The organism is Mucilaginibacter polytrichastri, from assembly GCF_001911425.1.
Taxonomy (GTDB): Bacteria; Bacteroidota; Bacteroidia; order Sphingobacteriales; family Sphingobacteriaceae; genus Mucilaginibacter; species Mucilaginibacter polytrichastri.
Map to the genome: position 1 here is coordinate 1,897,230 of NZ_MPPL01000001.1, position 26,723 is coordinate 1,923,952.

The window sequence follows — 26,723 nt, forward strand, 5'->3', positions numbered from 1 at the left end:
AGAGTCTAATTAATAACGAGAAGAATGAAGTTGCTATCCATTATATTATTTTCATTATTTGCCCCATCACTAACCTGGCTGGGTGATTTTAATATCGCAAAAACCGAGGCTGCCAAAACACATAAACTGATAGTGATTAATTTCTCGGGTTCTGACTGGTGTGGCCCATGCATTAGATTGCGTAAAGAAATATTGGAGTCTTCAAACTTTGAGGTCTATGCAGCAGACCATTTGTTGTTGGTACGTGCTGATTTCCCCCGCCAAAAGAAAAATCTACCGGGCAAAGAACAAGTTAAACTGAATGAGGCACTTGCCGAAAAGTATAATGCCGAAGGAAAATTCCCCTATACCATACTGGTTGATGAAAATGGTAAGGTGCTAAAAGCATGGGATGGTTACCCCGATGAAACACCAGAGCAGTTTATAACAGATATTAAAAAGTATGAAGCTCGCTGAAGTCCAAGCAGATAATTTGGCCGCATACAAACGTGTGCTAAAACTAATGGGCAATCGCTTTGAATTTACAGTAGTTGCTGATGATGGAAGTTGGGCTAATGAGCAGATTGATAAGGCCATTGCAGAGGTGCAACGGATTGAAAAGCTATTAACCACCTTTAGTGAAGATAGCCAGACCAATGAAATAAACCGAAATGCTGGTATTAAACCCGTTAAGGTTGACGAAGAAGTTTTCGGTTTGATAGCACGGTCATTAAAAATATCTGAACTAACACAAGGTGCTTTCGATATTACTTATGGCTCAATTGATAAGAGCCTTTGGAACTTCGATCAAAGCATGACTTCGTTGCCGAGCGCCGAGGTTGCTAAACAATCGGTACGGCTGATCAACTACCAAAATGTAATTCTGGATGCCACCAATACTACTGTTTTTTTGAAAGACGCAGGTATGAGGATAGGCTTTGGAGGGATAGGTAAAGGTTATGCAGCCGATAAAGCAAAATTATTATTGCAGGCGCAAGGTATTACCAGCGGTATCGTAAATGCCGCCGGAGATTTGGTAAGCTGGGGAACCCAGCCCAACGGAACACCGTGGACAGTTGCCATTGCCGATCCTGACCAGAGTACAGTACCGTTTTCAAAATTAAATATCAGCGGTATGGCCATAGCTACATCGGGCAATTACGAAAAGTATGTCACGATAAATGGCAAAAAGTATTCGCATACCATCGATCCTACAACTGGGTTGCCGGTTAGTGGTATAAAGAGTGTAAGTATCATTAGCCCAAGTGCCGAACTGTCTGATGCTATGGCAACACCCGTAATGGTGATGGGTGTTAAGGTAGGGCTTGATCTCATTAACCAGTTAAAGCACATGGCCTGCATTATAGTAGACGATCATAATAAAATTCATAGTTCACATAATATCAATATAAAAAATTAACATGGTAAAGAAAGCCCCTGTTTTATTACTCGTGTTTGCGTGCTTTGGCATAATGTACGGGTTAAGCTCATGCAGCTCTGTTAAAGCCTACCAAAAGAACCGGATCAATGATTCTGAAATGGAGCTGGCGGCGCGTAAGTCGCAAAAATTTGAGCAAAGTTTTCAGCTCTACCGCGAAGGCGGTTCTGGTGCCAATGGTGGCAAAAGTGGTGGTGGTTGCGGTTGTAATTAATAGACGTCAAATTAAATGAGGAAAATTTATTTAGGCGTTTTAATGCTTTACATGGGCATATTATCATCTCATGCGCAAATGCAAACAGAAAAACAAGCCGTTAAGGATACTTCAAATTATCAATCGCGTAAACTGAGCCTTGATGAGGTGAATTTTGTATCTGGTTATTACCATCAAAATGGTAATAACTCAGCAGTAACAGGAGGGATAGGCACGGAGAAGTTGACCGATTTCGCCAACACGCTTGACGTGCAATTCTCTAAGTATGGCAAGAGCGGCAGAAAAAATACCTATCTGTTTGAGTTGGGGGTAGATCATTATACTTCGGCATCGTCGGACAAGATCGACCCAAGTACCATTTCATCTGCATCAATGCAGGATACCCGTGTATATCCATCTTTAAACTGGACATCGTTAAACGAAAAAACAGGTAATGCTTTTGGTTTTACCGGCTCATACTCGCACGAATTTGATTACCAGTCTTTCGGTGCCGGGTTTAATCTGACCCGTTTATCGAAAGATAAAAATACGCAGTTTGATTTTAAGGCACAGGCATTTTTAGATACCTGGAAGGTGATACTGCCCATTGAACTGCGAACGGGGTATAACCCCAATGTACAGCAGGGGCGGGAGCAAAAGTGGGATTACCCATCCGCGCCGCGAAACTCGTTTAGTACATCATTCTCTCTGTCGCAGGTTTTGAGTACGCGTTTGCAGGCTTTGATTGTTGTAGAGCCATCGTATCAAAAAGGATTGCTTGCTACCAGATACCAGCGTGATTATTTTACGGATGGATCTGAACGGGCTGAAAACCTGCCGGGCGGCCGTTATAAATTACCAATTGGTTTAAGGCTCAATTATTTTCTGGACGACCATTTTGTGATCCGTACCTTTTACCGGTATTACATGGATAACTGGGGTATAAGGGCGCATACGGCAGAGATAGAAGTACCAATTAAGTTTTCATCGTTTGTATCCCTAAGCCCATACTACAGGTATAATTACCAAACAGGTACCCGTTATTTTGCGCCCTACGGGCAGCATAACCCAACGGATAGTTACTATACCAGCGATTATGACTTATCTACACTGCACAGCAATTTTGTGGGTGCTAACCTTCGCTTGTCGCCACCAAAAGGTGTGTTTGGCTGGCAGCGTTTTAACTCACTGGAATTAAGGTACGGACATTATATGCGGTCTACAGGTTTAAATTCAAACATCGTAACTTTAGCAATGAAGTTTAAATAAACTATATGCACCACGAACATCATGTAACCAGTTCAGAAACCATCAGAGATATCGTTATTGGTATGTCTGATGGTTTAACTGTTCCCTTTGCTTTAGCCGCAGGGTTAAGCGGGGCTATCAGTTCATCAACCCTGGTAGTTACAGCCGGCATTGCCGAGATTGTAGCAGGTTCAATAGCTATGGGTTTGGGTGGTTATCTTGCAGGGCGTACGGAAGCAGATCATTACCAGTCTGAATTGAAACGGGAATATGAAGAGGTAGAACGCCTGCCCGAACAGGAAAAAGCCGAAGTAAAACAAGTATTTGCGGAGTTTGGCCTTTCTGAACCATTGCAACAGCAAATAGCCGATGAAATGGCTAAAGACAAAAAGAAATGGGTAGAATTTATGATGCGCTACGAATTAGGGCTCGAAGAACCTAATGCCAACAGAGCAACCAAAAGTGCAATAACTATCGGTGTTTCTTATATCGTTGGCGGCATCATTCCACTGTCGCCTTATATTATTATTGATCACGCACAACAAGCCCTTTATTATTCATGCGGTCTAACCCTGATCTGCCTGTTTATTTTTGGTTATTTTAAAAGTAAAATGACAGGTCAGCCGGCGTTAAGCGGCGCATTCAAAGTAGTAGTTATCGGCGCGCTTGCCGCTGGTGCAGCCTTCCTGATGGCTAAACTTATCACCGGAAAATGATCAGTGAGGTTCGCCGCCACCATTAATCATATCAGATACAATGCCTTTATTATCTTTCCTTTCGGCTAAGAATACACCCGCTAAATGCAGGGCAATAAAAACCAGGATCAGATACATGCAAAATCCGTGAACGCTTTTAACCGTATGCCTGATTGATTTGTAAGCTGCCAGGGCATCCTCAAAAGCTAAGAATAAGCCCGTTACAACCATAATGATTAATAGCAGATAAAACACGCTATAAATTGCTTTTACAGTCAATTCATGTTTAGCAAGCTGCCTGCTCTTTTTGGTGATTTGAAATTGATGCCAGGCGCTCTGTAACTTTCGGATAAACTTTTGATCGGCCGGTTGAAAAAGCTCCAATATTAACCTGAATAGCAATAGTGTAGCCAATGCATAGCCAAAGTAAATATGCACATCCCAAGTTTTATCACTCAACGCGTGGGCAACACTCTTAGCCTCATCTGCCGTAACCGTAGCTCCGGCTTTAGTAAATGCGCCTTTCATAAAAGACGATATACTGTGATCGTCGGTAAGTGTCGAATTAATTAGTACCGTTATCAGCAATCCGCTGATAACAATGGTATTAGCCCAGTGCCACAAACGTAGCGATGCCGAATACTTTTTTACTTGTGCCGGATGTTGTACATCCTTACGAATTGGTTCTATAGTGCTCATATAAAGTTAAGTTCCTGCTTTACCTAAAAATATTCCCAGTACAAATACAATCCCTCCACCAACTATTACCTGCAAAATGGTTGATACCAATGGCGTTTTCATAAAACGGTAACGGATAAAGGCGATGATTAACAATTCGAAAATCACCACCCCGTAAGCCAAATGTAAAGCTTGTTGAAGGTTAGTTATTAAAAAAGGGAGTGTGTGTAGCATGCCGCCCAACGCGGTTGCAAATGCAGTAATGCAGCCTCTTACTATCGGGCTGCCCCGGCCGGTTACCGTGCCATCGTCAGATAATGCTTCGGCCAGCCCCATACTTATGCCAGCGCCAAGTGATGCAGCCAGGCCTACAAAAAATGCTTTAATGGGCTGCCCGGTTAACCCGGCAGTTGCAAATATAGGGGCCAGGGTAGATACCGATCCATCCATCAGGCCAAGTAAACCAGGCTGTACTTTCTGTATTACAAATGTGGCTTTTTCTTTTTGATTCATAATTTATGGCGAAAATTAATATTAGAATTTGAAGCAAATCTGTAGCAGCCTCTAATCAATCGAATGTGGTTTATTTAAGCTACATTGAACTACAGATTTTCTACAATTTCACTTTGTATGTTTGAACTAAAAACCAATTGAAAATCCTCATCATTGAAGACGAGCAGGGCCTTCGGGATAATATTGTTTCTTATCTTAACGCGGACGGCAATATTTGCGAAAGTTGTAATGATCTTTCTGGGGCTATATCCAAATTAGCGAGCTACAATTATGACTGCGTTTTGCTTGATATCGGCTTGCCAGATGGCGATGGTTTTACAGTTTTAAATTTCCTTAAAAAGCAGCGGAAAGAAGAATCTGTGTTAATTATTTCTGCCCGCAACTCATTGGATGATAAAGTAAAAGGGCTTAACATTGGTGCAGATGACTATCTTACAAAGCCCTTTCATTTAGCCGAACTAAAGGCCAGGGTAGAGGCTGTTTATCGCCGTAAGACTGCTCATAGCAACAATAAGCTTGTTTTTAATGAAATTGCAATTAACCTGTTTGGCAGAGAAGTTGAGATCAATAATAAGCCCATTATACTAACCCGGAAAGAGTATGACATGCTCTTGTATTTTATTGCCAATAAGGGGAAGGTTATTTCTAAAAGTGCCATTGCTGAGCATTTATGGGGCGATGAAATGGATATGCATGATAGTTTTGATTTTATTTATACGCATATCAAAAACTTACGAAAAAAGTTACTGGATGCATCGGCCAATGACTATTTAAAGTCTGTATATGGCATCGGTTATAAATTTAGTGCGGTATGAAACTATCTGCCCATTATAATAAAGCCAGCATCATTGTATCGGTAACCGTATTATTGGCCGGGGCGGTTATCTACTTTTTCGCTATTAATTATATTGCCCGCAACCAACTCGATCGCGATTTGGATGAAGAAATAGGAGAGCTATTTGAATATATAAACACACATCATCAATTACCCAAGCCGGTAGACTTTGATGAAGACCAAACCACGTTTGTAAAAACAGACCATAGGGTATCGACCAGATTCTTTGATACCGCCTATAAAAATCCCAAAGAACAAAAAACTGAAAATGGACGTGCGGTGGAAGGTTCTGTTGCTTTAAATGGACTTACCTATAAGTTTACTATAGTTATATCAAGTGAGGGCACCGAGTATCTGATCCAGATAATTGCCATAATTACTTTGGTATTAATGGTTAGTTTGGTGTTAATATTGTTTTTGACCAACAGATATGTTTTAAACGGGTTGTGGCAACCGTTCTACAAGTTGCTTAATCAGCTTAGGGGTTTTAATGTATCAGAACAATTAGAGCATCATTTATTGGTTACCAAGGTAGATGAGTTTAAAGAGTTGGACCAGGCTATAGAAATGATGTCATTAAGGGTAAAAAATGATTTTCAAAAACTGAAAGAATTTACTGAGAATGCTTCGCATGAAATGATGACCCCCTTAGCGGTAATTACATCAAAACTGGATACCTTAATTCAGGACGAGTCGCTTAAGCCTGAACAATTTGAGCAAATTAATGATATTTATGGGGCTACCAGTAAGCTTTCCAGGCTCAACCAGTCACTATTGCTACTGGTTAAAATAGAGAATAACCTGATAGACGATGCTGAGGTTATAGATCTGAAATACTTATTAACCGATAAGCTCAGGCAGTTTCAGGAGTTAATACAGTCTAAAGATCTGAATTTAATTGCAAATCTAATTTCTCACGAAATTATGGTTAGTAGGTATCTGGTCGATATTTTATTAAATAATTTAATTAGTAACGCGATAAGGCACAATACTCATGGGGGCGAACTGTCAATTACGTTATTTGAGGATAGGCTATCAATTCAAAATATAGGAAAAGCAAATGCCCTTAATACCGAGCGGATGTTCGACAGGTTTCAAAAAGGGAATAGATCTGAAGGTACTGGACTAGGTTTAACAATTGTTAAAAACATCTGCAAGATGTATGGCTGGGAAGTGACTTATTGCTATCAAGATTCCATGCATACCTTTCAAGTCATATTCGAACCGTCAACAATTTTATAGCTTCAGATTGTCTTCAAAATCGCGCTTTAACATTGCCGCTAAATAATAGGCTTTGATTAAATGAAATTACGCTAATCATAAGTTGATCAATTATTAATAAAATTTATTTATAAAAAAATAATTTAACGATGTTGAGCCATTTACGGCCTTTTCAATCTGCTTCCCTTCGGCTTACTAAAAGTCAACAGCGACATGATAAAATTAATGAAATAATAATTGCTGTTATGAACGATAACCAGGAATATAGGGATGCAGAAACACTTTGGTTAGCATTGAAAGAAAATGGATTAAACATCAGTATAAGTTCGTTTTATTCCAGATTAAAAACTTTTATCGAGAACGGTACTGTAGAGAAACAAACGCTTAAATATAATAAGAACGTTTATCGGTTGGTGAGGAAGCAATGAAATAAGGTAAACTGCTTTTAATATTATTATTCTATCGGGCTTCTATATCTAAGGTAATTATGAAAAAATCAATCAGTGGTTTTTAGCTTGCCTGTTTTTAATGAGCAGCTTTTTATTGCCATTGGGCGATTTTTCGTTAATACTCATTACCCAAAGTAAGTGTTTTAGGCCGCCTTTAACCTAAACGTACTTATACTATTTACTAATTTTATATAAGTTTATTTGTGCGGTGATTCTCTCATAAATTAAAATTATATTTTATTTGAAAATCTGCTATAAGCAGGGGATAACCATACTCGTTAATCATTGGTTATTAGCTTAATAAGATAATCCCGCCCTTATCGTAAGGATCGGGGCGGGATTAATTTTTATGGACGGGAAGAAGGTGCTATGCCATAAGTTTTACCCGGTACCGAACCCATGGTAAATACCAGGCTACCGCCCGAAGTGATATCTTTATGCCTGATATAAGTAAAAGGATATGGCTTGCCGTTTAATTGAACTTGCTGAATATATTTATTTTTCTTGCTGTTATTTTTCGCTGTTATTGTAAATGTTTTCCCATTTTCCAGGTGAAGGGTGGCTTTATCGAATAATGGTGAACCGAACACATATTTTCCCTCCATTGGGTTAACGGCATACATGCCCAGGGCGCTGAAAGCATACCATGCACTCATTTGTCCTACATCCTCATTGCCGGGCAATCCATCTGTATTTGTTGTATAAAATTTATCAATAACCTCACGCACCCGGTCAGCTGTTTTCCATGGCTCACCGATGTAGTTATATAAATAGGTAATGTGGTGACTAGGCTCGTTACCGTGCGCATATTGCCCAATTAAACCTGCAATATCAGGCGCTGTACCGGCGCGAAGTTCAGAAGATATGGTAAATAAGCTATCGAGCCTTTTCTTAAATGTTTTTTGACCGCCAAGCAAATCTATCAATCCATGTACATCATGAGGGGCCAGGAACAGGTATTGCCATGCATTTCCTTCTGTGTAATCTGAGGTTTCAGGAGCAGAGTAAATCGGATCAAACGGGCGGTGGAACTGCCCATTGGCAAGGCGGCCATTAAAAAAACCTGTCTGCTTATCGTAATAAAGTTTATATAACTGGCTTCTTTTAGTAAAATATTCGGCATCCGATTTTTTGCCCAACGCCAAAGCCATTTTAGCAATACCGGCATCTGCTATGGCGTACTCCATTGCCCAGGCTACAGATTCATGCATGCTGGCTGCCGGGATGTAACTGAGTTTATTAAGGTACTGCAACCCGCTTGAATCGCGCATGGCGGTATGTTTCATCGCGGCATAAATTTCCTCATATTGTTTAGGGTCAATCAGACCCTTGCCGAAGGCATCGGCGATAATTATAATTGCCGGATTGCCTACCATACAGTCTGTCTCGCTGCCAACCAGTGGCCAAACCGGTAGGCGGCCCTGTTGCTGGTAAATTGCCAGCATTGATTTAACGATGTTTTTAACCAAATCGGGATGCATAATCGTCATGAAAGGGCTCCATGCGCGATAGATGTCCCATAAAGACATTGTTGTATAATTCTTGAAATCAACTTTTCTGTACACTTCTTTGTTGGTGCCCCTGTAGTCGTTATTGGCATCATTAAATAGTGTGGGGCCTAGGCACATGTGATATAAAGAAGTATAAAAAATTTCTCTGTCGGCCTTGTTATTTGTTTCTATTTCTACACCGGCCAAAGTCTTCTCCCAGGCATGCTCGGCCTTATTATGGTAGGTGTTAAAATTACCGCTTGGTGCTTCCGCTTTCATATTAGCAAGCGCATTCTCTTCGCTAACCGGAGATATGGCAACTTTAAGCATAATATCCGGATGATGTGCTGCATCGAAATACAGCGCAGCTTTGGCATGCAGGCCTTCAACTTGTATAGCATTTTGCAAAGTGCTATCGCTGTAGAATTCTGCTTTTGTAATAGGCTGAGATGTCCTTATCGCAAAATAAAGCCTTTGGTCTTTAGCCCAACCTGTAGAAAATCGATAACCGGTAAACGTGGTATCATTAACTTTTTTAATAAAAGTTTTTACCGGCTTATCCCAATTCATGGCAAAACCCAGGTCGACGAAAATATGTGCATTATCTGTTTTATTGTAATGATACTGATGGATGCCGACCCGCTCGGTTGCAGTTAGCTTTGCTTCCACATCATATTTATCCAGATGTACCTGGTAATATCCGGGGTGGCATATTTCTGATTTTTTAGAAAATAACGATCCGTACCCTGTGTTTGGCTTGTTAAACTGCATCGGGTAAAGCTGCAACGGCCCGTCAGCCGGAACAATCATAACATCATTAAGGTCTCCAATTCCGGTTCCGCTAAGGTGGGTATGTGTAAACCCCAGTATCTCTTCACTTATATAATTATAGCCAGAACACCAGTCCCAGCCATTAAATTTATCCCAGCCACGCCCAATTTGCGTGGGGCCAAGTTGTACTGCACCAAAAGGAACATTTGCCCCTACAAATACATGTCCGTGGTCTTTTGAGCCAATAAACGGATTAACATAACTGGTTAATTTGGAGGGTTGTGCCTGTGCGGTCGCATTTAACATTATAGCAACAATACCTGCTGTAATTGCTTTTTTTATCATTGTGTTTTATTAAAAAAATAACGGATTTGAAGGTATTGATTTTATTCAGATTCAACAACGCATACCTTTATTAATAACCAATTGAAAGCCAGATAATAAAAGTAATATACATCCGTAACATTAACGGTAATTACACCTTTTAAGCATATTGGTATAACCGGGTTGCTCATGTAACAGGGAATTTAGCATTGCAAAGGTTAGCATATACGCAACGAAACACAGTATGGCAGCCCGGTAAATTAGAACCTGCCATAATAGATTTTGAGTTAATTAAATAGCATATTAGAATAAATATTGAGGTTAATGTATATTTAAATAAAGAGTTTTAACGGCTCATTAAGAGCCTGATTCTACAATACAAAACACTATGACAAATAGCAGTACGAATTCAAAAGTTGATTTTTATTTTAGTAAAGGCCAAAAGTGGCAGGTAGAAATAGAGAAATTGAGAGTGATTATTCTTGATTGTATGTTGATTGAAGAATTGAAATGGGGGTGTCCATGTTATACATTTCAGGAAAGCAATATTGTTTTAATACATGTATTTAAAGAATACTGTGCGCTATTGTTTTTTAAAGGCGCTTTATTAAGTGATGCCAATGGTATTTTAGTTCAACAAACCGAGAATGTACAGGCAGCACGCCAGATTAGATTTACCAATATTGGAGGAATAGTAGAGATGGAAGCTATCTTGAAGGCCTATGTTTACGAAGCTGTTGAAGTGGAAAAAGCTGGTTTAAAGGTGGATTTGAAAAAACACACAGAGTTCCTGATCGCCGAAGAATTACAAAAGAAATTAGATGAAAACCATGAATTGAAAAATGCTTTTGATGCACTTACACCGGGACGGCAAAGAGCATACTATCTTTATTTTTCTGCACCAAAGCAAGCTAAAACCAGGGAAGCTAGAGTTGAAAAATGTATTGCGCAAATTCTCAACGGAAAGGGTTTAAATGATTAGCCAATTTACTTGTTTCCTACAGTATTTTACTCTTTAGCATTGATATCCGATACCCACTGGTTGGTTGTGCCAAACTGTTTATCAGGCTGTGCAGATACGGTAATAATTAACGAACCACCCTGCAAAATTTCCTGATGAGTAAGCCAGTTTCTGTTCAGCTTTTTACCATTTAATATTACAGATTTAATGTATTTATTATGTTCGTCATAGTTTAGCACATCAATATTAAAGCTCTTACCATTAGGCCATTTAAACTGCACATGGTTAAATAGTGGTGCGTTAAGGTAGTAAACAGGCCAGCCCACACAAGCCGGTGAAAAACCACAGGCCGCAAATACAAACCAGGCGGACATAGCCCCGGCATCGTCATCCATGGTGCGTACGTAAGTATCGGGTTTGTTCTGGTAAATTACGTCTACAAACGGATCAATGCCCCGACTATTATCATTAAAATAGTACTGAACCACGGTATCCACAGCATATTTGTGCATTAGTGCCTGCGATTTATAAGGTTGTAATGATGCATTATACATCAACGGCACCTGTATATCTGGCTCATTGGCATGGTTGTAATAATCATTATCAAAAAACTGGTCGAGCTGATTGATGTAAGCTTGCGGCCCGCCGGTTAATACTGTCAGCCCCTTAATATCGAAAGGTACAAACCAGCGGTATTGCCAAACGGTGCCCTGGTACAATCCGCGTGCGGGTATGCGGTCTACATCGGGCTTGGTAATATCTTTAAAATCCTTATTCCAGTATTCTTTATAGCCCAGTGCTTTTTGTTTGTATTGATTGCTTAACTCAGTTTTACCCATTAGCCCCAGTATTTGCGAGAGAGCCCAGGTATCATAACTGGATTCCAGCGCTTTATCGGGGTGCGAGAAATCGAGACGGTTAACATCTGCTGTTAATGAATCGCTTATCTTATTAAAATCAACTTTGTAGCCTTTTCGGTAAGCATCGAGCAAAATCACAATTGCGTGTTCGGTACGCACCGTGTTTGAGGGTTCGTGCTGGGTGGCATAATCCTTTTTGCCAAACTCATATAAGTTAGCTACGGAGGTGGTAATAGATTGATATTTATCCGGATAGAGTATGGATAATAAAGGCAATTGAGTACGGTAATTATCCCATATAGCCCAGCCATTGTAAATGCTGTCTGTGGTGTGTTGTAAGCTGCCATCGGTTGCACGGTAACTGCCATCAGGTTCAGAAACTAAGTAAGGCGATTGTACCGTACGATACAGTAAAGAGTAAAAGAGTTGCTCCCTGGCTGGGTTACCTGTTACTTTTATACGGCTTAACACCTCGTTCCATCCCTGGCGGCTTTGAGCTTTTAATTGCTCAAAATTTCCGGTAGTAAGCGCAGCTTCAGCGTGGTTAACATCAACTGATGAAAAGGCAATATTTAACTTTACCTGCTGAGCCTGGTTATTAATACCGGCTACCAGTTTATGTTCTTCTCCATTCGTGAATTTTACCTGCTGATTAAACCTAATGGCATAATATACCCGGTAAGTACCTACGTTACAGGTAGTGCGCGAATCTACCCAACCTGTTAAGCCATTGGCTTGCAATTTATGTTCTTCTGCTACAAACTTATTGGCCAGAGTGTGGCTTAAATCTATCATAAAGCCCTTTTGACCTTGCGGGAAGCTATAATTTTCTACGCCCTGATTTTTATATACAGCTATTTTGGCAGCAATATGATTACTAAACGAAACCTGGTAATAACCGGCTCCGGCGTTTTCTTTGGCTTTGGTTAAAGCAACTTTAGCCGTATCGCCTAAAAACGGGGTAATTAATATATTGCCGCCACTGCCCTGGCAGCCAACACCTTCTACACGGTTATGGGTAAAACCCAGGAAGGTTTTGGCTTTATGCTCATAACCCATATGGAGGTTAGGATAAGTTTGAGGGCCAATACTCATCATGCTGAACGGATAAGATGCAGCAGGCGACATCTGGCCATGATCGCCGGATGAGCCTAAGAACACATTAACCAGATCTGCCGGTTGCTGTGCGGCGGCTTTTTTAGGCTGAGAATGTGCAGACAGGCAGGCAAATGCAATTGAAACAAAGAACAAAAATTTCATGTAAGAAAAATAACAGGGAAAATAGGATGTTAATTGTGCAGTTGTTTTTTTCTTAGATATTCTAATAAAAGCTTTGGCCTGTCTGTTTGAATAATGTTAGCGCCGTGGTTGATGATCCAATCCCAGCTGTCTTTTTTGTTGTCATCTTCAACAGCAGTATCATCATCATGGCCTCCGTTAAGAGATGCCCATAATGAGTTGATCCAAACTTTTGAACCTGTTTGGGTAATAAATTTATTATCAGCTAAAATAGCCGAAGTGTCTTTTGTGAAAATCAACTCAAAAGCGTAAGGCTTCATGTTTTTCAGGTAGTCAGTAATTACCTTTCTGGCGTCTGGTTTATCCAGGTTCACTACTGGCATGTAGATGATCTTACCGATAAGTTGCGGATACCTGTGCTGTACAGAATCATAAGGCATTTCAGATTTAAAAATGGCCTGCTGTAAGGTGCCTGTTTCTTTTAAAATGGCGTAGGCCTCATTGTAAACGTCGTAACTTTTATCCAGGTTAACCTTTACGTTACTGCCTTTGAGGGCCTGCATTACTTCCTTTAATGTCGGGATTGGGTTATTAGTTACCCGGCCCAGTCCATTTTTTAAGCGGAAGTTTTTGATTTCCTCTAATGTGTAATCTGCGGGTACGCCCTTACCATTTGTGGTACGGTTAATGGTTCCATCGTGCATAATTACAATGGCACCATCTTTTGTTTTTTTCAAATCGAGCTCTACAATATCAACGCCCATTGCAGCGGCATATTCAAATGCCCGCAGGGAGTTTTCGGGGGCATTACGCCAATCGCCGCGATGCGCGGTTACCAATATTTTGTTTTGAGCGGTAGCAGAACCAAATTGTATTACAGTTGCAGCAAGTAGCAGGTAGTATCTGATTTTCATTGAAATTATTTTGAATGGCAAATATTGTAAAATAAGTAAAGGGAGGCCATTGGTACCTCCCTTTACTGACTAATTAGTTATTAATAACCCGGGTTTTGATACATCTTAACCGGGTCGAGTTTATACTCGTCGAATGGAATAGGGTAGTAGCGGTCTTTTGTTGTAAAGTTAGATACCAATGCCAAACCGAAATCTGCCTGTGGTTTGCTTTTAAAGTAGGCCACCAATTCATCAGTAGTGAAAGTCCTCAACAAATCAAACCAGCGGTGATGCTCAAATGCCAGTTCAACACGGCGCTCGTGTAAAATAGCTAGTTTAAGCGTTGGATATTTGGCAGTGTAGGCGCTGTTGGTAATTGATACCGCATAAGTTGGCATACCGGCTCTTGCGCGTACCATATCAAGGTATTGTATCGCAGTAGCATTGTCACCTATATACATGTTTACTTCTGCCAGCATCAATATTACGTTGGCATATCTCATTAATATCCAGTCGTTACCTCCGTAACCTAAGTTAGTTGCTGCAGAGCTGGCATCCCTATATTTGGTGATGAACCAATCTTTTACAATCGGGTCGTTCGCATATTTAACAGAGAAGGTCATCCGTGGATCATTAGCTTCATAATCATTGATCAAATCGTGCGTAACGTTACCGCCAACGCCCGATGATGCTTTTAGTGAATTAATGGTTTCGCCCTTTGCCTGGTTATTAGCTGCAATTGCCGAACTGTAGTTAATATCACCCTGTTTATTCACTATCTGAAACATCAGTTCGGGGCAGGTTGACTTTTTATTCACATCAAATACATCAGTATAAGGGATGCTGCTTAATGCGCCGAATGTGCGCATGTTGTAAGCATTCATTAAGTAAGTCTTGGCGTTCGTCAGGTTAACAGTTCGGTTAGCCTGGTCTTGCGTAGTTGCCATGGTAAGATAAACCTGACCCAGAAATGCATTTGCCGCCGCCTTTGATGCCCGGCCAATGTTACCACCGCTTTGCAGATTAGGTAATGGGCTGTTATTAATTACGTCGGTTAAATCGGCAACAATCTGGGCGTATACAGTTGCCTGTTTTTCGCGGAAGGTATTTGCCGTAATCTCGGTAGATCCCAATTGTTTGGTTACCAAGGGCACATCGCCCCACAAACGTACTAAGTCAAAGTACATCAGCGCGCGTAAAAACTTAGCTTCGGCAGTGTATTGGGCCTTTACGCTTGCATCAGGAAATGCAACCTTATCAATGTTAGATAAAACTGTATTGGCCCTGGCGATGGTACCATATAGCGATACCCAATGCGCTTTTAAATAAGTATTACTTGCTATCAGCGAAAAGTTGTTGAACTGGAAAGGTTCGCCGGCATTACTCTGGTTATCATTTGTACCTGTATCGTCAGATCGCTGGTCGGTCCAAAGGTCGCTGGTTTCGCCAATATTATTGCCGCTGCGCAACGATTGATAGATCCCGTTAACAGCCAATAAAACATCATTGGGCGATTGGTAACTGGCAGCTACACCAACGGCGTTAGGGTCGCTTTGCTCTAAAAAACTCTTTTTGCATGCTGAACTTACTACTACAAATGCAGCAAGGCATATAATAGCTGATAATTTCTTTTTCATCTCTATTCTCGTTAAAAAAATATTAAAAAGTAAGGTTAATGCCCAGGTTGTATGATCTCACAAGCGGGTAAACACCATAATCTATACCCGGTGCAAGGTTTGCCGGCTGTGTACTGTTAGAGCCGCCGCTCGAATAATTATAATCAACTTCGGGATTGTAACCTTTGTATTTGGTAATGGTGAAAGGGTTTACAACACTGGCAAATATGCGCGCATTGCTGATACCCAGTTTTGTTTTCATGGTGTTTGGTATACTGTAGCCTAACGTGATATTTGTACAGCGTAAAAATGATCCGTCTTGTAAATAGAAGGTTGATAAACGTGTGCTGTTACTTTGCGTACCACCGCGTGATGCACGGTAAACAGTACCATTCCCCGGCTGTGCTGCATTACGGTAACGGTCGGCCACATCGGCATACTGGTTGCCTGAGCCCTCCATGTTGTACAGGTAGTAATCTTGTCCGTCAAGTATTTTATTGCCTTGCGAACCGGTAAAACCTGCACCTAAATCAAAGTGTTTGTAAGTTGTATTTAATGCAAAACCATACGTAAAGTTGGCATAGGGCGAACCAATAACTGTTTTATCAGCATCGGTTACTTTACCATCGCCATTGGTATCTACAAAGTACAGATCGCCCGGTTTAACGGGATTGGTCGACGATGCAGAAGGGGCAACTTTGCTGATATTCTCCGGTGTAACCATACCGGCTACCTTAAAGCCGTAGAACATACCAACAGGTTGGCCCTGTTCTGTAATATTGGTAAGGTAAGAGCGCTCGGCACCGTTGATAATAATGGTGTTATTACTTGGCAACTTAACCACCTTATTACGGTTTAAGGAGATGTTACCGCTGGCGTTAAAGGTGAAATCTTTTTGATTTATAATACGGCCATCCAGTTGTAAATCAAAACCGCTGTTCCTGATCTTAGAATCTTTAAGATTTGTAAGAATAGTTGTGGTGCCCGATATAGCAGAAATTGGCTGATTATATAACAAATTGTAAGAGTAACTTAAATAGTAATTGGCAATGATAGATAAGCGGCCTTTTAATAAGCTGATATCTGTACCAAAATTATATTGTGATGTTGACTCCCAGCTTAGTTTAGCATCCTTTATACCACCCGGATAAGTGGCATTTGAAATGGCACTGCTGCTGCCAAATACTACACCGGTAGGGCTGGCTAATGTTTGCTGTGTGTTGTAATTACCAATATTAAAGTTACCGCTCAATCCCCAGCTGGCGCGTATTTTAACGGTAGATTGATCGCCCAGAAAGTTGTGATAAAATGGCTCCTGAGATAGTGCCCATCCGGCGGCTACTGATGGGAAATAACCATACTTGTTAAGCGGACCAAAACGCGAAGAACCATCAGCACGGAAAGAGCCTGTTAAAAAGTATTTGCTATCGTAGTTATAATTAACACGGCCTAAATAAGATAGCAGGGTGTAAACAGACTTGGCCGTTGGCGCAAGCCCCAGGCCGGTTTGTGGATTACTTGTTGTAACCAGGGTGAAATTGCTTGGATCGGCTCCCTTACCAGTAATTTCCGGGATGGCATCGTTTTGAAATCCACGGGCATAAACGCTCAGGATATCGCTGCTGTTTTTTTGTGCCGAATAACCTGCCAAGGCATCAAAATGATGTTTACCAAATTGCTTATTATAATTTAAGGTGAATTCGCCCAGCTGGTCTAGCTGCGATGTTGTTTGTGCCGCCGCTGTTGCTGCCGCAATAGACTGCGTAGACCCTGGTGCAAACGCACCACTGCTTAATGTTGTAGGTAGATAGTAATTATACTTTTCGTTATAGGTTTGGGTGCCTAAATTAACCTTAGCGCTAAAGCCGGGTAGTATGGTATAAGTTGCATTGGCATTGTAAGTACCGCGGTAACCTTTACGGGTAATTTTGGTACGCTCTGCCAGTGCTACCGGGTTTTCGATAGATTGGTAACCGTAAGCACTAGATTGTGACGCTTCGGCATTAGTTGCCAAAGTACCATCGGCGTTATAAGCCGGCAGGTAAGGCATATAGATCAACGCCCCTAAAATAGGGCTGTGGTCAAAACGGCCTTCCTGTACCTCTTTATTGTAATTTTGTGTGTAAGATATGTTAGCGCCAACATGTAGTTTTTTACTCACGTCGCCATCAACATTAGTACGGAAGTTATAACGTTCCTGGCCTGTGGTATGGATAATACCATCCTGGTTTTGGTATGCACCGCTTACAAAATAACGGATACCGTTTGATGCGCCCGAGAATGAAAGGTTATGCTTTTGGTAAAAGGCATTGTGGTACAATTCGTCCTGCCAGTCTGTATTTACTGTTTGATGAATTAACGATTGGGTTGTGTAGTTGTACAAACCGTCTGGTATACTCACACTGCCTGCATTACCAACATTGGCAATACGGGTGGCATTGGGGTCGGAGTACATGGCATCATTCCAGGTGTGGCCGGTGTTAACCCACAAATCGTGATAGGTATTATTACGGCCGTCAATTACCAATTGGGCAGCCTGATCTGAATTAAGCAGCTTTACTTTTTTGGCGAGCTGGTTAATGCCGGTTTGCACATCATATTCAAATTTTCCTTTACCTTCTTTCCCTTTTTTGGTAGTGATAATAACCACTCCACCCGACGCCCTTGAACCATAAATAGCAGCCGAAGCGGCATCTTTTAAAATGTCGATGGTTTCAATATCATTAGGGTTGATAAAAACATCGTTACCTGCTGGATAGCCATCAATTACATAGAGCGGATCTGAACTTGCATTGAAAGAGCCAATACCCCGCACCCGGATCTTGGTACTTTGGTACGGTGCACCATCAGTTTGTGATATTTGCACACCGGCCACCTTACCAACAAGGGCCTGGCCAAGTGTTGGTGCCGATAAGTTAAGTTCGCTTGCTTTAACGCTGGATATTGCACCGGTAATATCGCTTTTACGAACAGACTGATAACCTATAGCTACCACCTCGTTAAGCATATTGGCCTGCGTTTTCATTCTTAGATCAATTACATTTGATGTACCTACAGACACTTCTGTAGACAAGTAGCCAATAAATGAGAAAACCAATGTAGATCCAGTTTCAGCAGTTAAGGCATACTTACCATCAATATTGGTAGTGGTACCCTGCGCCGAACCTTTAAGCCTTACGGTTACGCCGGGCAATGGCTGGTTGTTTTCGTCTGTAACGGTACCAACCACTTTAATTTGCGTTTGGCCTGCTTTTAATGTAGGCGTTGTGGTAGCAGGGATTTTATCAACCTTAATTACAATGTGGCGATTATCAACCTGGCTGATGGTGCCTTTGTAATCCTTTAATAATTTTTTAAGAACCTGGCTCACACTTTCATTGCTAACATGTAGCGATACCTTTTTGTTAACATCAAGCACGTTATCGTAAGCAATAACAAAATCTGTTTTTTGTTCGATGAGCTTAATTACTTCACGTGTGTTAAGGTTGTCGGCATTAAACGTAAGGTAAACGTTCTGGATAGTTTGGCCGCTGGCCGCCGAAGCCGATATAAAAACGTGCAATAGTATTGCTACAATAACCAATGGGCGCATAATATAGGGTACTAAGTATTTTTTTAAGCAAGTAGAAATTCTGATGCGATAAAAATTTTGCATTTTTGATTAATTTAATGATTGTAGGATCGTATAAATTACAGGCACTACTATAGCGCCTGGTTACAATACAGGGAGTGGTGGTACACTCCCTGTACTTGTTTTAGAGAGGCTATTTCATTTGCATTTTGGAAGATTAAGCGTTACGGTTTTATTGTGAATTTGATAGTTTGCTCCAGATAGATTACCCAATACATTCAGTACTTTATCAATAGGCTCATTGTCAAAGCCTACCGTATATAACCGGCAATGATTATTGGTTCCCTTTAAGTTGATCTTTACATTATACCAACGCTCTAAAGTGCGGGCTATATCGTTAAATGTGGCGTTATCGAAACGAAGTTTGTTTTGCCGCCAGCCTAACATATCGCCGTGTTGGATGTCGTTTACGCTGTAGTGATCGCTCAGCTTATCATAAGTAAACTGGTGATTCCCTGTTACAGATCCCGCAAACAATACAGGTTGGCCATTCGGGATGTTTTTCTCCACCTTAACTTCGCCGCTTTCTACAGCTACTTGTACTTTACCATCTTCCGGGTAAGCTTTTACATTAAAGGCTGTGCCCAAATCAGTGATGAGTAATTTGCCAGAGTGAATGGTGAAAGGCTTTTCGGCATTATGCTTTATTTCAAAAAAAGCCTCGCCGGTTAAGTCAATCTCTCGTGACTGATGCCCGAAGTTGGAAGGTACTCTGATAATCGAGCCAGAGTTTAAAACAATCGTACTTCCATCAGGCAGCACAAATGATTTTCGGGTACCATTAGGCGTTTTAAAATAGCTGTAGGTAACAACTTCGCGATTGTTACGCTTAGGAAGGAGGAAAGGGACCAGGCCAGCGGTAAGGCTAACCAATAATATCGCCGCCGCTTGAAACCAGCGGTTATCAATTAAACGCCTGCGACTTTGAGTAGCCAGTAAAAAGTTAATATTACGGTCAACAGGGCCAAATAACTCGGCCTCTTGTTGTGGGTTCAACTGGTATTGGGGGGCTTGATTAAACTTGGCAAACCAATCTTCGACCAGTTTACGTTCGGCTTGGGTTGCGGTGCCCGACTGATACCGCTTAAATAATTCTTGTATCCTGCTATCCACTAATAGTGCTTTCTATTAGCTCGCAGCAAAAGGCCGATTGTCCTTTAAGATAATGTTAACAATACATTTAGTTTTTGTGCACTATATTTTGTGCGAATTCGAACAATTGCTCATTAATTAATACCAGGGCAGTGGTTAATAGCTCGGAGTAGCTGCCGCGCAGGTTTAACCTTAAACGTTTCAGCGCTTCTGACACATTATTGCGTACCGTTTTTTCTGAGATGTTCAGGATCTCAGCAATCTCTGTATTTTTCTTCCCCTCGTTTTTACTGAGCTGGTAACAGTAACGCATGGTTTCTGGGAACTGGCTTACTGTGTTATCAATATGAAAAGTGAGTTCGCGGGCGAAGCGATGATCTTCGGCAGATGGCTCTAACTGCTCGTCCAGTTTCTCAATTAAATAGCTTTCACCCTTTAAACGGATGTTTTTTTTGCGATAAGCTGTAATTACCTGATTACGACTAAAAACAAATAAATAAGTTTTAAACTCGCGTATGTTGGCTAACTGCTCGCGGGAGGTCCAGAGGTTTATAAAAATATCCTGTGTTATGTCTAAGGCTTCGTCTGTATCGGCAAGCCTGGCGTTAACAATATTAAATACGTAGCGTTTGTACTGCTGGTAAATTTCCCTGAATGCGTCGGCATCGCCATTACTGCATTTTGCCAGTACTACTTGTTCTGCTGATACTTCGTTCACGCTGCTCTTCACCATAATCAATAGACATTGCAAAAATTGGCTACTATTAGCAGCCATCAGTAATATGATAACTAATTAGAGAATATTAAAATAAATCGGTTTAGCATCGCAGAAATAATAACTAAGGGGCGCCAGTATTATCATTCTGACAACAAAACTAAGCGGACTATCTTAACCGAGGGCTATTTATATGTTAAGTTTATATTAATTTAAAATAAAAAGCCCAGGCAAAATGCCAGGGCTAAAATCTATCAGTTAAATAGGGTTACACATCTACCAGCGTGTTGTGATAAAATTAACGTTGTTTTTTCTGGATGATGTTACTGCTATTCCTTTCAAATCATTCCCTATAAAAGAGAATCCCTCGAGTTCATCGCCCCGGTCTATCTGATCTACCTGGCTTATCACAACCTGCTTGCCGGTTTCAATCGATTTTTTTAGGTCTACATAAGTAAACCGCCATTGGTGGCCTTCAGTCTTATTTTGTATCAATACCAAAATGCCTTTATTTGCTACCCAATGCAGGTTTTGTACCCAGGGTGTGCAAATAAATTTTTTGTACAGCACACCCTTATCACTTGTCTTTGCGGCTTTCTTTAAAGCTTCGGGATCATACAAACGTACTTCATTACCATGGTCGCCGTAATCGGCAGTGGCTACATACCATTTGCTTTCGTACTTTACATACTCGGGGCGGGTACCTTGTATGCAAGCATCATCATCTACAGTATTAATCAAGTTACCATCAAGAGTGCCGGTACGTTGCAGGCCTTTCCAGTCTACGCAATAAATAACGGCTTTCCATTTTGTTCCTTCGGGGTTTAGCCTAATTGAATTGCCAATAAACGCAGGCCCGGTGCCATTATAAGCAATACCGGTCGGGTGATTAATTACATCCTCACCATTTTTAGTCAGTTTATATTCTTTGTGTTGATAAACCAAACTATCGTTCTCCATTTTATATTCACGGATCATACCTACTTCGCGGTCGCCATATAAAAAGATGCGGCCATTCTGGTAAGAGATTCCCTGGCATGCACCTAATGAATCAATGGTTATCGTTTTTTTTAACTGTTGATCAATCGTGTTGCTTTGTACAAAAGCGCAAAGGCTTAAAGCGACAAGCGCCGATATGGTAAATATTTTCATGGATAGCAATTAACGTGGATCAAGTGGTTCTGTAGGGTTAATTTGTAGTGCTTCAAAAACGGGGTAATATTCCACTTCGGTATCAGAAATATGCTTGCCTAATTTATAAGGTACATAGCCCAGCTCTTTCTCACATCTTGGGGCCATTAATAATATGGCATCGGTTTGTGATTTATCAGTTACTACAATACCGGGCTTGTTAACAGGTATGCCATACCTTATAATCTCACGTACACAATTACGCATATTGGTAGTGGTATGGCGGGCATGCGGCTCCATAATGATAACACTTTCGGGTATATGCAATGCCGCTGTAAGGTATCGCTTCATTTCTTCAGCCTCATTAAATTTTGTTTTATAAGGATGTACACTTCCGCCAGAAACCATAATAAACGGAGCCTGCCCCAAGCGAAACTGTTGCGCCGCTAGCCGGCAGCGTAACATACCTTCGGCACTTAATGCCGACGTTAAGTTATCGGGCCCTGCGCCCGGCACCAATATATTGGAGTAGGGGTAATTGGCCCATTTAATAGTCTTGATCCGCTCAACCGCGGGTTTATTAATGGTTGATACCATTGGCTCGTAGTTTGCCGGGTCATTTCGCTCATTTATCTGGAGGTACAACAAGGCCGCCTGTAAACTGGGTTCAAAAAATAAACGGGTTTTGCCAACATCACCCATTAGCGTAACAGAACAATCGTACATTAATGTGGCATATCTATTTGCATTAACATTGTAACTAATAGAATCAACCATGGGGTAGTGCGGTTTATTACCTTCGGCATATACACCAATGGTGTAATTTATACCGGCAGCATCCTGCTCCCATGCTTTTACCAATAAAGCCTGGGGTGTACTTTGTTTATACAAAATGTAGGTGCCAGATGGTATTAATTGTGTTTTAACTAATTTATCTAAGGCGTTTCCGGGTGCATACAGTGCCGTTAACCGAGCGCTAATTGCTTTGATCTCATCGTCAGCAAACTTGAGCTTTCCGGTAAAGCACAATGCATCTTTACAGTCGGTAATTGAGGCCTGCAGGTCACTTAACTTTTTCTGTGTAATTGCGGCCAGTTCAGTATCGTTCTTGAGTAGGTCATTAGCTGCTTTATCTTGCTCAAGAAGCGTTAGCAGGTAATAATTTTTATCCTGCACCCAGTTGCCAGATGTTATTAATAAATGTTGATTGGCCGGAGTTTGTCCGTAAACGCTACAGCATAAAAAAACGAAAAGAACAGGGAATAAGAGTTTTATCATCGGAGGAATATGTTTTGGTAAAGAGATCATTTCAATTTGAAATAGAAGTTAACTGATTGTTATAATCTAAGCTAAATTTTATCTTTTTGAATACTTGGCCAGCCTTTTTAGGCTTTTTTACTCAAAACCATTCAAAGCAATCCCGGAAATAATGCTGTTAGTAGATGAAATGGCCCATCCTGTCGATTTTAACATTTGTTAACATGAATGTTTTTCATTTTTGTAACAGCAAATAATAAACGGGCATTTAAGCTTGCGGCTTTTAAAAGATAATATGGCTGCTGTTTGTAATTACTGATAACGAAACAAAGATCTATGAATTCATTTTTTACGCTGTTTAATTAAGTTTTTCATTTAAAGCAAAATTAATAATCGTATGAAACGAATTACCGATAATATCTATCAGATAGGCCTGGGCCATGTTAACGTTTTTGTTATAGATGATGATGGTTTAACCCTGATTGGCACCGGCCCAAAAGGAAGTACCGGAAAAATTTTCAACGCCATTCAACGTGATGGGCTGGATCCGTATGACATTAAACAAATTATATTAACCCATGCACACCCAGACCATGCAGGAAGTGCCGAGGAATTAAAAAGAAAATTAAGGGTGCCTGTTCTGGCGCATTACCACGATGCACAGATCATGAAATATGGTATAGGGCTTCGTAATGAGATGAACTTAACGGCAGGATTAAAAAACTGGTTAATCTATCAGTTAATAATTAAAAATAACGGAATTGATATTGAACCTGTTGATGTAGATGAACAGTTAAATGATAACGACCTATTGCCTATACTTGGTGGTACACGTGTTATTCATACCCCCGGCCATACTAAAGGCCATATCTCTTTGTGGTGTGAGCGCCAGGGTGTGCTTATTGCAGGAGATCTGTTGTCTAATACCCTAGGGCTGGACTTAAGTGTTATTAATGAAAATAGGGAAGAGGGCATCCACAGTATTTTAAAGGTTGCCCGGCTGGATTTCAGTAAAGTTGTTTTTGGGCACGGCCAACCCATATTGAAGTATGCCAGCAGCATTATAAAACAGGCAATCAATTATTATAATTATTCATTGATCTAAATTAAATTCTTACCCCGGAAGTAAATTAAATCATGAAAAATTATCTTATCGTACTGTATACATTCGGTATTAAGCTTGTATTTATTGTTGCTGAGTGTACGGGGCCTACCTTGTTCGCAACGCTTACAAATATCTGCGTAACTAAATTTTTAAAACGTTAAGCTGCTTTTATTTATGAATACAGTGCTAACAGATTAATTTGTAACCAACGCCGCGGATGCCCATAATTTGTACATGGGGTTCATCCTTTAGCATTTTACGCAGGTGGGCCATAAAAACATTCATGCTGTTGGCATTATAATAGCTGTCATCGCCCCATATTTTCATTAATGCTTCCTGGCGTTCTAACACAGCATTTTTGTGCAGTATCAGCATTTCCAGCAGTGATGCCTCTTTATATGACAGATCATAATTACCGGCAGAGGTTTGCAACTGCTGGTTAACCGTATCTAATTTACAATTACCAAACTGGTACAAGGTTTGGCTATTGCCGGTTTGCTGTACACCTGTAAAGCGGGCGAGCAGGGCATCAATACGAACAATTAGTTCAACCATGCTGAATGGTTTCTTAAGATAATCATTACCACCACTTTTAAAGCCTTTAACCACATCCTCGCCAAGTGATTTTGCGCTTAAGAAAATAATAGGGGTACCTGCATTTATTTTCCGGATATCTTCTGCCACTGTGTAGCCGTCTTTAAGCGGCATCATAATATCCAGTAAACAAATATCCGGCTTTGCTTCCTTGAATATTTCAAGTGCTGTTTGCCCATCAGCAGCTTGCAGTACCTCATAACCTTTACTTTTAAGATTGTCGCTTACTATCTGTGCCAAAAACGGTTCGTCTTCGGCATATAAAATCTTGTAACTCATGATGCCAGCGGTAAATGGACAATAAAAATGCTGCCTTTGCCGGGTTCGCTAGTTAATTTGATATGGCCGCCATGTTTTTCTACCATCTGTTTTACATAATTTAAACCCAGGCCGGTACCTTTTACATTATGTATATCTGTAGTGCCAGCCGGCACCCTAAAAAAGCGTTCGTATACCCTTGCATGATAAATACCTGCAATACCAGGTCCGTTATCTTTAAAACTGATTATAACTTCGTGAGCACTACAAGTACAGCTAATCTGCAGCTTAACACCTTTACCACCATGTTTTAAAGCATTTTCAATCAGGTTATAAAATACATTAGTTAGGTGTACCGGGTCGCCGCTTACAAAGCAGGGCTTATCCATTGGCTGCCATTCAAGTACTGCGCTGTTATGCTCAATTTGTAATCGCATAGAGGCAATAACTTGTTGCAGGCCTTGCTGCACATCAAATAACTCGGTACGAAGATGTGTTTGCGCGCTATCTAACTGTTCGAGGTTTAGCACTTTTTCAATCATTAAATTCAATCGGTTTAACTCGCTTCGGCTGATTTCGAGATAATTGCGCATGGTTTGCGGGTCATTCTCTAAATGGTACTCCATAATAGATTCTAATGCTAGGGATACCGTTGCCACAGGTGTCTTCAACTCGTGCGTCATGTTGCTGGTAAAAGATACACGGGCCTGTGCATAAAGCCGCTGATTATGCATCAATCGCAGGATAAAGAAAAATACAGCACCGGTAAGTAACAGCATAAAGCAAGAGGATAATACATAATAACGCATGCGATATAATACAGCCCAGCTTATAGTAGGCACAATTAACTGATAAGTGTGAAAAAATGTAAGATTATAAGTATACTGTTGGCTGCTGAATGCTGCATTACTGATTTGGGCTTTCGATAAACTGCCTGATGGCGTGTCACTGTCATAATTGTAAACAACCCTATTTGTTGAAACAGCTATGCCCTCCTGTTTAAGTTGTTGATGAACGAGGCTGTCCATACGTTTGAGATCCGTTTTATCCATCACAAGTTCGTGTTCCTGTGTATCTCCATCGTCAAACCTCATCATACTTCTATGCTTTTTATAATTGGGTTTGCCGTTAACAAAGCGTAAGCTGATATCGAAAATGGTACTGTCGCCTACAATATTGAAGCTAAAACGACTGCCCACCTGGTGAAACCGCATATTATGATAGGCCTGGCTAAATTGCAGCCAATCTGACGAAAGAAAAAATTTCCGGAAGTTTTCGTTACCCCCATGCACGGGCTTTGCACTAAGGTAAGTACTCATTTTAGCTGCATCTATCACCACTTGCTCCAGGTCTATCTTTATTTGCTTGCGCTGCGCACTAAAAAGCTGGCTAAGCCAGGCTAGTTGTAAAACAAAGCTTACCGTAATTGCAAGGATTACCAGCGGGTAGGCATACCGGTTTGAAAGCCATTTCATAACACGAAGTTGCTGATAATTAGTGAAGCACTACGACAAGCAGGTGCGATTTAATGTTATTT

The 26,723-nt window shown here is 40.8% G+C and carries 23 protein-coding genes; 10 read left to right on the forward strand and 13 right to left on the reverse strand.

Going from position 1 to position 26,723, the window contains the following annotated elements:
• Positions 1 to 24 precede the first annotated feature (24 nt).
• Genes RG47T_RS08285 through RG47T_RS08305 form a run of 5 tightly spaced genes read left to right on the forward strand, consistent with a single transcriptional unit; the run spans position 25 to position 3,574 of the window.
• On the forward strand, positions 25 to 456 hold the full coding sequence (locus tag RG47T_RS08285) for a thioredoxin family protein (RefSeq protein ID WP_074488979.1): 432 nt from the start codon (positions 25 to 27) through the stop codon (positions 454 to 456).
• Positions 443 to 1,399, forward strand: a complete 957-nt coding sequence (locus tag RG47T_RS08290) for an FAD:protein FMN transferase (RefSeq protein ID WP_074488980.1) — start codon at positions 443 to 445, stop codon at positions 1,397 to 1,399. Before RG47T_RS08285 ends, RG47T_RS08290 begins: the two co-directional genes overlap by 14 nt.
• Before the next feature lies 1 nt (position 1,400).
• Positions 1,401 to 1,631 carry a DUF4266 domain-containing protein gene (locus tag RG47T_RS08295; RefSeq protein ID WP_074488981.1) on the forward strand — a complete coding sequence of 77 codons (231 nt, stop codon included), beginning with the start codon at positions 1,401 to 1,403 and terminating at the stop codon, positions 1,629 to 1,631.
• Between the two features lie 15 nt (positions 1,632 to 1,646).
• Positions 1,647 to 2,879 carry a DUF3570 domain-containing protein gene (locus tag RG47T_RS08300; protein WP_074488982.1) on the forward strand — a complete coding sequence of 411 codons (1,233 nt, stop codon included), beginning with the start codon at positions 1,647 to 1,649 and terminating at the stop codon, positions 2,877 to 2,879.
• Between the two features lie 5 nt (positions 2,880 to 2,884).
• Entirely contained in the window at positions 2,885 to 3,574 is a 690-nt protein-coding gene (locus RG47T_RS08305; RefSeq protein ID WP_074488983.1) for a VIT1/CCC1 transporter family protein, read from the forward strand.
• Here the strand turns inward: RG47T_RS08305 and RG47T_RS08310 are convergent, their stop codons facing one another.
• The gene (locus RG47T_RS08310) at positions 3,575 to 4,252 is read right to left on the reverse strand and encodes a cytochrome b/b6 domain-containing protein (protein WP_074488984.1); all 678 of its coding nucleotides are present in this window, start codon (positions 4,250 to 4,252) and stop codon (positions 3,575 to 3,577) included.
• A 6-nt stretch (positions 4,253 to 4,258) separates the two neighbouring features.
• Positions 4,259 to 4,744 carry a VIT1/CCC1 transporter family protein gene (locus RG47T_RS08315; RefSeq protein ID WP_074488985.1) on the reverse strand — a complete coding sequence of 162 codons (486 nt, stop codon included), beginning with the start codon at positions 4,742 to 4,744 and terminating at the stop codon, positions 4,259 to 4,261.
• A gap of 137 nt (positions 4,745 to 4,881) precedes the next feature.
• Between RG47T_RS08315 and RG47T_RS08320 the strand changes: the two genes are divergently transcribed.
• From RG47T_RS08320 to RG47T_RS08330, 3 genes are all read left to right on the forward strand, one after another.
• Positions 4,882 to 5,559: a response regulator transcription factor gene (locus RG47T_RS08320; protein WP_074488986.1), complete on the forward strand. Its 678-nt coding sequence runs from the start codon at positions 4,882 to 4,884 to the stop codon at positions 5,557 to 5,559.
• Positions 5,556 to 6,821, forward strand: a complete 1,266-nt coding sequence (locus RG47T_RS08325; protein ID WP_074488987.1) for a sensor histidine kinase — start codon at positions 5,556 to 5,558, stop codon at positions 6,819 to 6,821. The genes RG47T_RS08320 and RG47T_RS08325 overlap by 4 nt, the downstream gene beginning before the upstream one ends.
• Positions 6,822 to 6,949: 128 nt before the next feature.
• On the forward strand, positions 6,950 to 7,228 hold the full coding sequence (locus RG47T_RS08330) for a transcriptional repressor (protein WP_074488988.1): 279 nt from the start codon (positions 6,950 to 6,952) through the stop codon (positions 7,226 to 7,228).
• Between the two features lie 368 nt (positions 7,229 to 7,596).
• Here the strand turns inward: RG47T_RS08330 and RG47T_RS08335 are convergent, their stop codons facing one another.
• Positions 7,597 to 9,855, reverse strand: a complete 2,259-nt coding sequence (locus RG47T_RS08335) for a GH92 family glycosyl hydrolase (RefSeq protein WP_083627342.1) — start codon at positions 9,853 to 9,855, stop codon at positions 7,597 to 7,599.
• A gap of 367 nt (positions 9,856 to 10,222) precedes the next feature.
• Here RG47T_RS08335 and RG47T_RS08340 point away from each other — a divergent pair, with 367 nt between their 5' ends.
• Positions 10,223 to 10,816: a YdeI/OmpD-associated family protein gene (locus RG47T_RS08340; protein ID WP_074488989.1), complete on the forward strand. Its 594-nt coding sequence runs from the start codon at positions 10,223 to 10,225 to the stop codon at positions 10,814 to 10,816.
• Positions 10,817 to 10,842: 26 nt separating this feature from the next.
• On the opposite strand, the gene RG47T_RS08345 is transcribed toward RG47T_RS08340, so the two are convergent.
• The 8 genes from RG47T_RS08345 to RG47T_RS08380 all read right to left on the reverse strand — a co-directional run bounded on the left by RG47T_RS08345 (position 10,843) and on the right by RG47T_RS08380 (position 23,250).
• Entirely contained in the window at positions 10,843 to 12,915 is a 2,073-nt protein-coding gene (locus RG47T_RS08345; RefSeq protein WP_074488990.1) for a glycoside hydrolase domain-containing protein, read from the reverse strand.
• Between the two features lie 29 nt (positions 12,916 to 12,944).
• The gene (locus tag RG47T_RS08350) at positions 12,945 to 13,808 is read right to left on the reverse strand and encodes a glycerophosphodiester phosphodiesterase family protein (RefSeq protein ID WP_074488991.1); all 864 of its coding nucleotides are present in this window, start codon (positions 13,806 to 13,808) and stop codon (positions 12,945 to 12,947) included.
• Positions 13,809 to 13,888: 80 nt separating this feature from the next.
• The gene (locus RG47T_RS08355; protein WP_074488992.1) at positions 13,889 to 15,424 is read right to left on the reverse strand and encodes a RagB/SusD family nutrient uptake outer membrane protein; all 1,536 of its coding nucleotides are present in this window, start codon (positions 15,422 to 15,424) and stop codon (positions 13,889 to 13,891) included.
• A gap of 22 nt (positions 15,425 to 15,446) precedes the next feature.
• Entirely contained in the window at positions 15,447 to 19,058 is a 3,612-nt protein-coding gene (locus tag RG47T_RS08360; RefSeq protein ID WP_074488993.1) for a SusC/RagA family TonB-linked outer membrane protein, read from the reverse strand.
• A gap of 114 nt (positions 19,059 to 19,172) precedes the next feature.
• Positions 19,173 to 20,147, reverse strand: a complete 975-nt coding sequence (locus RG47T_RS08365) for a FecR family protein (protein WP_074488994.1) — start codon at positions 20,145 to 20,147, stop codon at positions 19,173 to 19,175.
• A 67-nt stretch (positions 20,148 to 20,214) separates the two neighbouring features.
• A complete protein-coding gene (locus RG47T_RS08370) occupies positions 20,215 to 20,859 on the reverse strand; it encodes an RNA polymerase sigma factor (RefSeq protein WP_074488995.1) in 645 nt (214 codons plus the stop codon).
• Between the two features lie 258 nt (positions 20,860 to 21,117).
• Entirely contained in the window at positions 21,118 to 21,993 is an 876-nt protein-coding gene (locus RG47T_RS08375) for a hypothetical protein (protein WP_074488996.1), read from the reverse strand.
• Between the two features lie 9 nt (positions 21,994 to 22,002).
• Positions 22,003 to 23,250 (reverse strand): YdcF family protein, encoded by a 1,248-nt coding sequence (locus RG47T_RS08380; protein ID WP_074488997.1) that lies wholly within the window; start codon positions 23,248 to 23,250, stop codon positions 22,003 to 22,005.
• 376 nt (positions 23,251 to 23,626) lie between these two features.
• Between RG47T_RS08380 and RG47T_RS08385 the strand changes: the two genes are divergently transcribed.
• Positions 23,627 to 24,334, forward strand: coding sequence for an MBL fold metallo-hydrolase (locus RG47T_RS08385; protein ID WP_074488998.1), 708 nt, complete (start codon positions 23,627 to 23,629; stop codon positions 24,332 to 24,334).
• A 186-nt stretch (positions 24,335 to 24,520) separates the two neighbouring features.
• Here the strand turns inward: RG47T_RS08385 and RG47T_RS08390 are convergent, their stop codons facing one another.
• Positions 24,521 to 25,207: a response regulator transcription factor gene (locus tag RG47T_RS08390; RefSeq protein WP_074488999.1), complete on the reverse strand. Its 687-nt coding sequence runs from the start codon at positions 25,205 to 25,207 to the stop codon at positions 24,521 to 24,523.
• Positions 25,204 to 26,661 (reverse strand): sensor histidine kinase, encoded by a 1,458-nt coding sequence (locus tag RG47T_RS08395; protein ID WP_074489000.1) that lies wholly within the window; start codon positions 26,659 to 26,661, stop codon positions 25,204 to 25,206. Before RG47T_RS08395 ends, RG47T_RS08390 begins: the two co-directional genes overlap by 4 nt.
• Positions 26,662 to 26,723 lie beyond the last annotated feature (62 nt).

What these genes read in the sequence shown, in the direction of transcription:
- RG47T_RS08395 (WP_074489000.1), bottom strand. Translation starts at nt 26,661, where the DNA reads ATGAAATGGCTTTCAAACCGGTATGCCTACCCGCTGGTAATCCTTGCA.
- RG47T_RS08325 (WP_074488987.1), top strand. Translation starts at nt 5,556, where the DNA reads ATGAAACTATCTGCCCATTATAATAAAGCCAGCATCATTGTATCGGTA.
- RG47T_RS08305 (WP_074488983.1), top strand. Translation starts at nt 2,885, where the DNA reads ATGCACCACGAACATCATGTAACCAGTTCAGAAACCATCAGAGATATC.
- RG47T_RS08310 (WP_074488984.1), bottom strand. Translation starts at nt 4,252, where the DNA reads ATGAGCACTATAGAACCAATTCGTAAGGATGTACAACATCCGGCACAA.
- RG47T_RS08295 (WP_074488981.1), top strand. Translation starts at nt 1,401, where the DNA reads ATGGTAAAGAAAGCCCCTGTTTTATTACTCGTGTTTGCGTGCTTTGGC.
- RG47T_RS08355 (WP_074488992.1), bottom strand. Translation starts at nt 15,424, where the DNA reads ATGAAAAAGAAATTATCAGCTATTATATGCCTTGCTGCATTTGTAGTA.
- RG47T_RS08370 (WP_074488995.1), bottom strand. Translation starts at nt 20,859, where the DNA reads ATGGTGAAGAGCAGCGTGAACGAAGTATCAGCAGAACAAGTAGTACTG.
- RG47T_RS08390 (WP_074488999.1), bottom strand. Translation starts at nt 25,207, where the DNA reads ATGAGTTACAAGATTTTATATGCCGAAGACGAACCGTTTTTGGCACAG.
- RG47T_RS08340 (WP_074488989.1), top strand. Translation starts at nt 10,223, where the DNA reads ATGACAAATAGCAGTACGAATTCAAAAGTTGATTTTTATTTTAGTAAA.
- RG47T_RS08375 (WP_074488996.1), bottom strand. Translation starts at nt 21,993, where the DNA reads ATGAAAATATTTACCATATCGGCGCTTGTCGCTTTAAGCCTTTGCGCT.
- RG47T_RS08330 (WP_074488988.1), top strand. Translation starts at nt 6,950, where the DNA reads ATGTTGAGCCATTTACGGCCTTTTCAATCTGCTTCCCTTCGGCTTACT.
- RG47T_RS08380 (WP_074488997.1), bottom strand. Translation starts at nt 23,250, where the DNA reads ATGATAAAACTCTTATTCCCTGTTCTTTTCGTTTTTTTATGCTGTAGC.
- RG47T_RS08300 (WP_074488982.1), top strand. Translation starts at nt 1,647, where the DNA reads ATGAGGAAAATTTATTTAGGCGTTTTAATGCTTTACATGGGCATATTA.
- RG47T_RS08335 (WP_083627342.1), bottom strand. Translation starts at nt 9,855, where the DNA reads ATGATAAAAAAAGCAATTACAGCAGGTATTGTTGCTATAATGTTAAAT.
- RG47T_RS08350 (WP_074488991.1), bottom strand. Translation starts at nt 13,808, where the DNA reads ATGAAAATCAGATACTACCTGCTACTTGCTGCAACTGTAATACAATTT.
- RG47T_RS08290 (WP_074488980.1), top strand. Translation starts at nt 443, where the DNA reads ATGAAGCTCGCTGAAGTCCAAGCAGATAATTTGGCCGCATACAAACGT.
- RG47T_RS08285 (WP_074488979.1), top strand. Translation starts at nt 25, where the DNA reads ATGAAGTTGCTATCCATTATATTATTTTCATTATTTGCCCCATCACTA.
- RG47T_RS08315 (WP_074488985.1), bottom strand. Translation starts at nt 4,744, where the DNA reads ATGAATCAAAAAGAAAAAGCCACATTTGTAATACAGAAAGTACAGCCT.
- RG47T_RS08385 (WP_074488998.1), top strand. Translation starts at nt 23,627, where the DNA reads ATGAAACGAATTACCGATAATATCTATCAGATAGGCCTGGGCCATGTT.
- RG47T_RS08360 (WP_074488993.1), bottom strand. Translation starts at nt 19,058, where the DNA reads ATGCAAAATTTTTATCGCATCAGAATTTCTACTTGCTTAAAAAAATAC.
- RG47T_RS08345 (WP_074488990.1), bottom strand. Translation starts at nt 12,915, where the DNA reads ATGAAATTTTTGTTCTTTGTTTCAATTGCATTTGCCTGCCTGTCTGCA.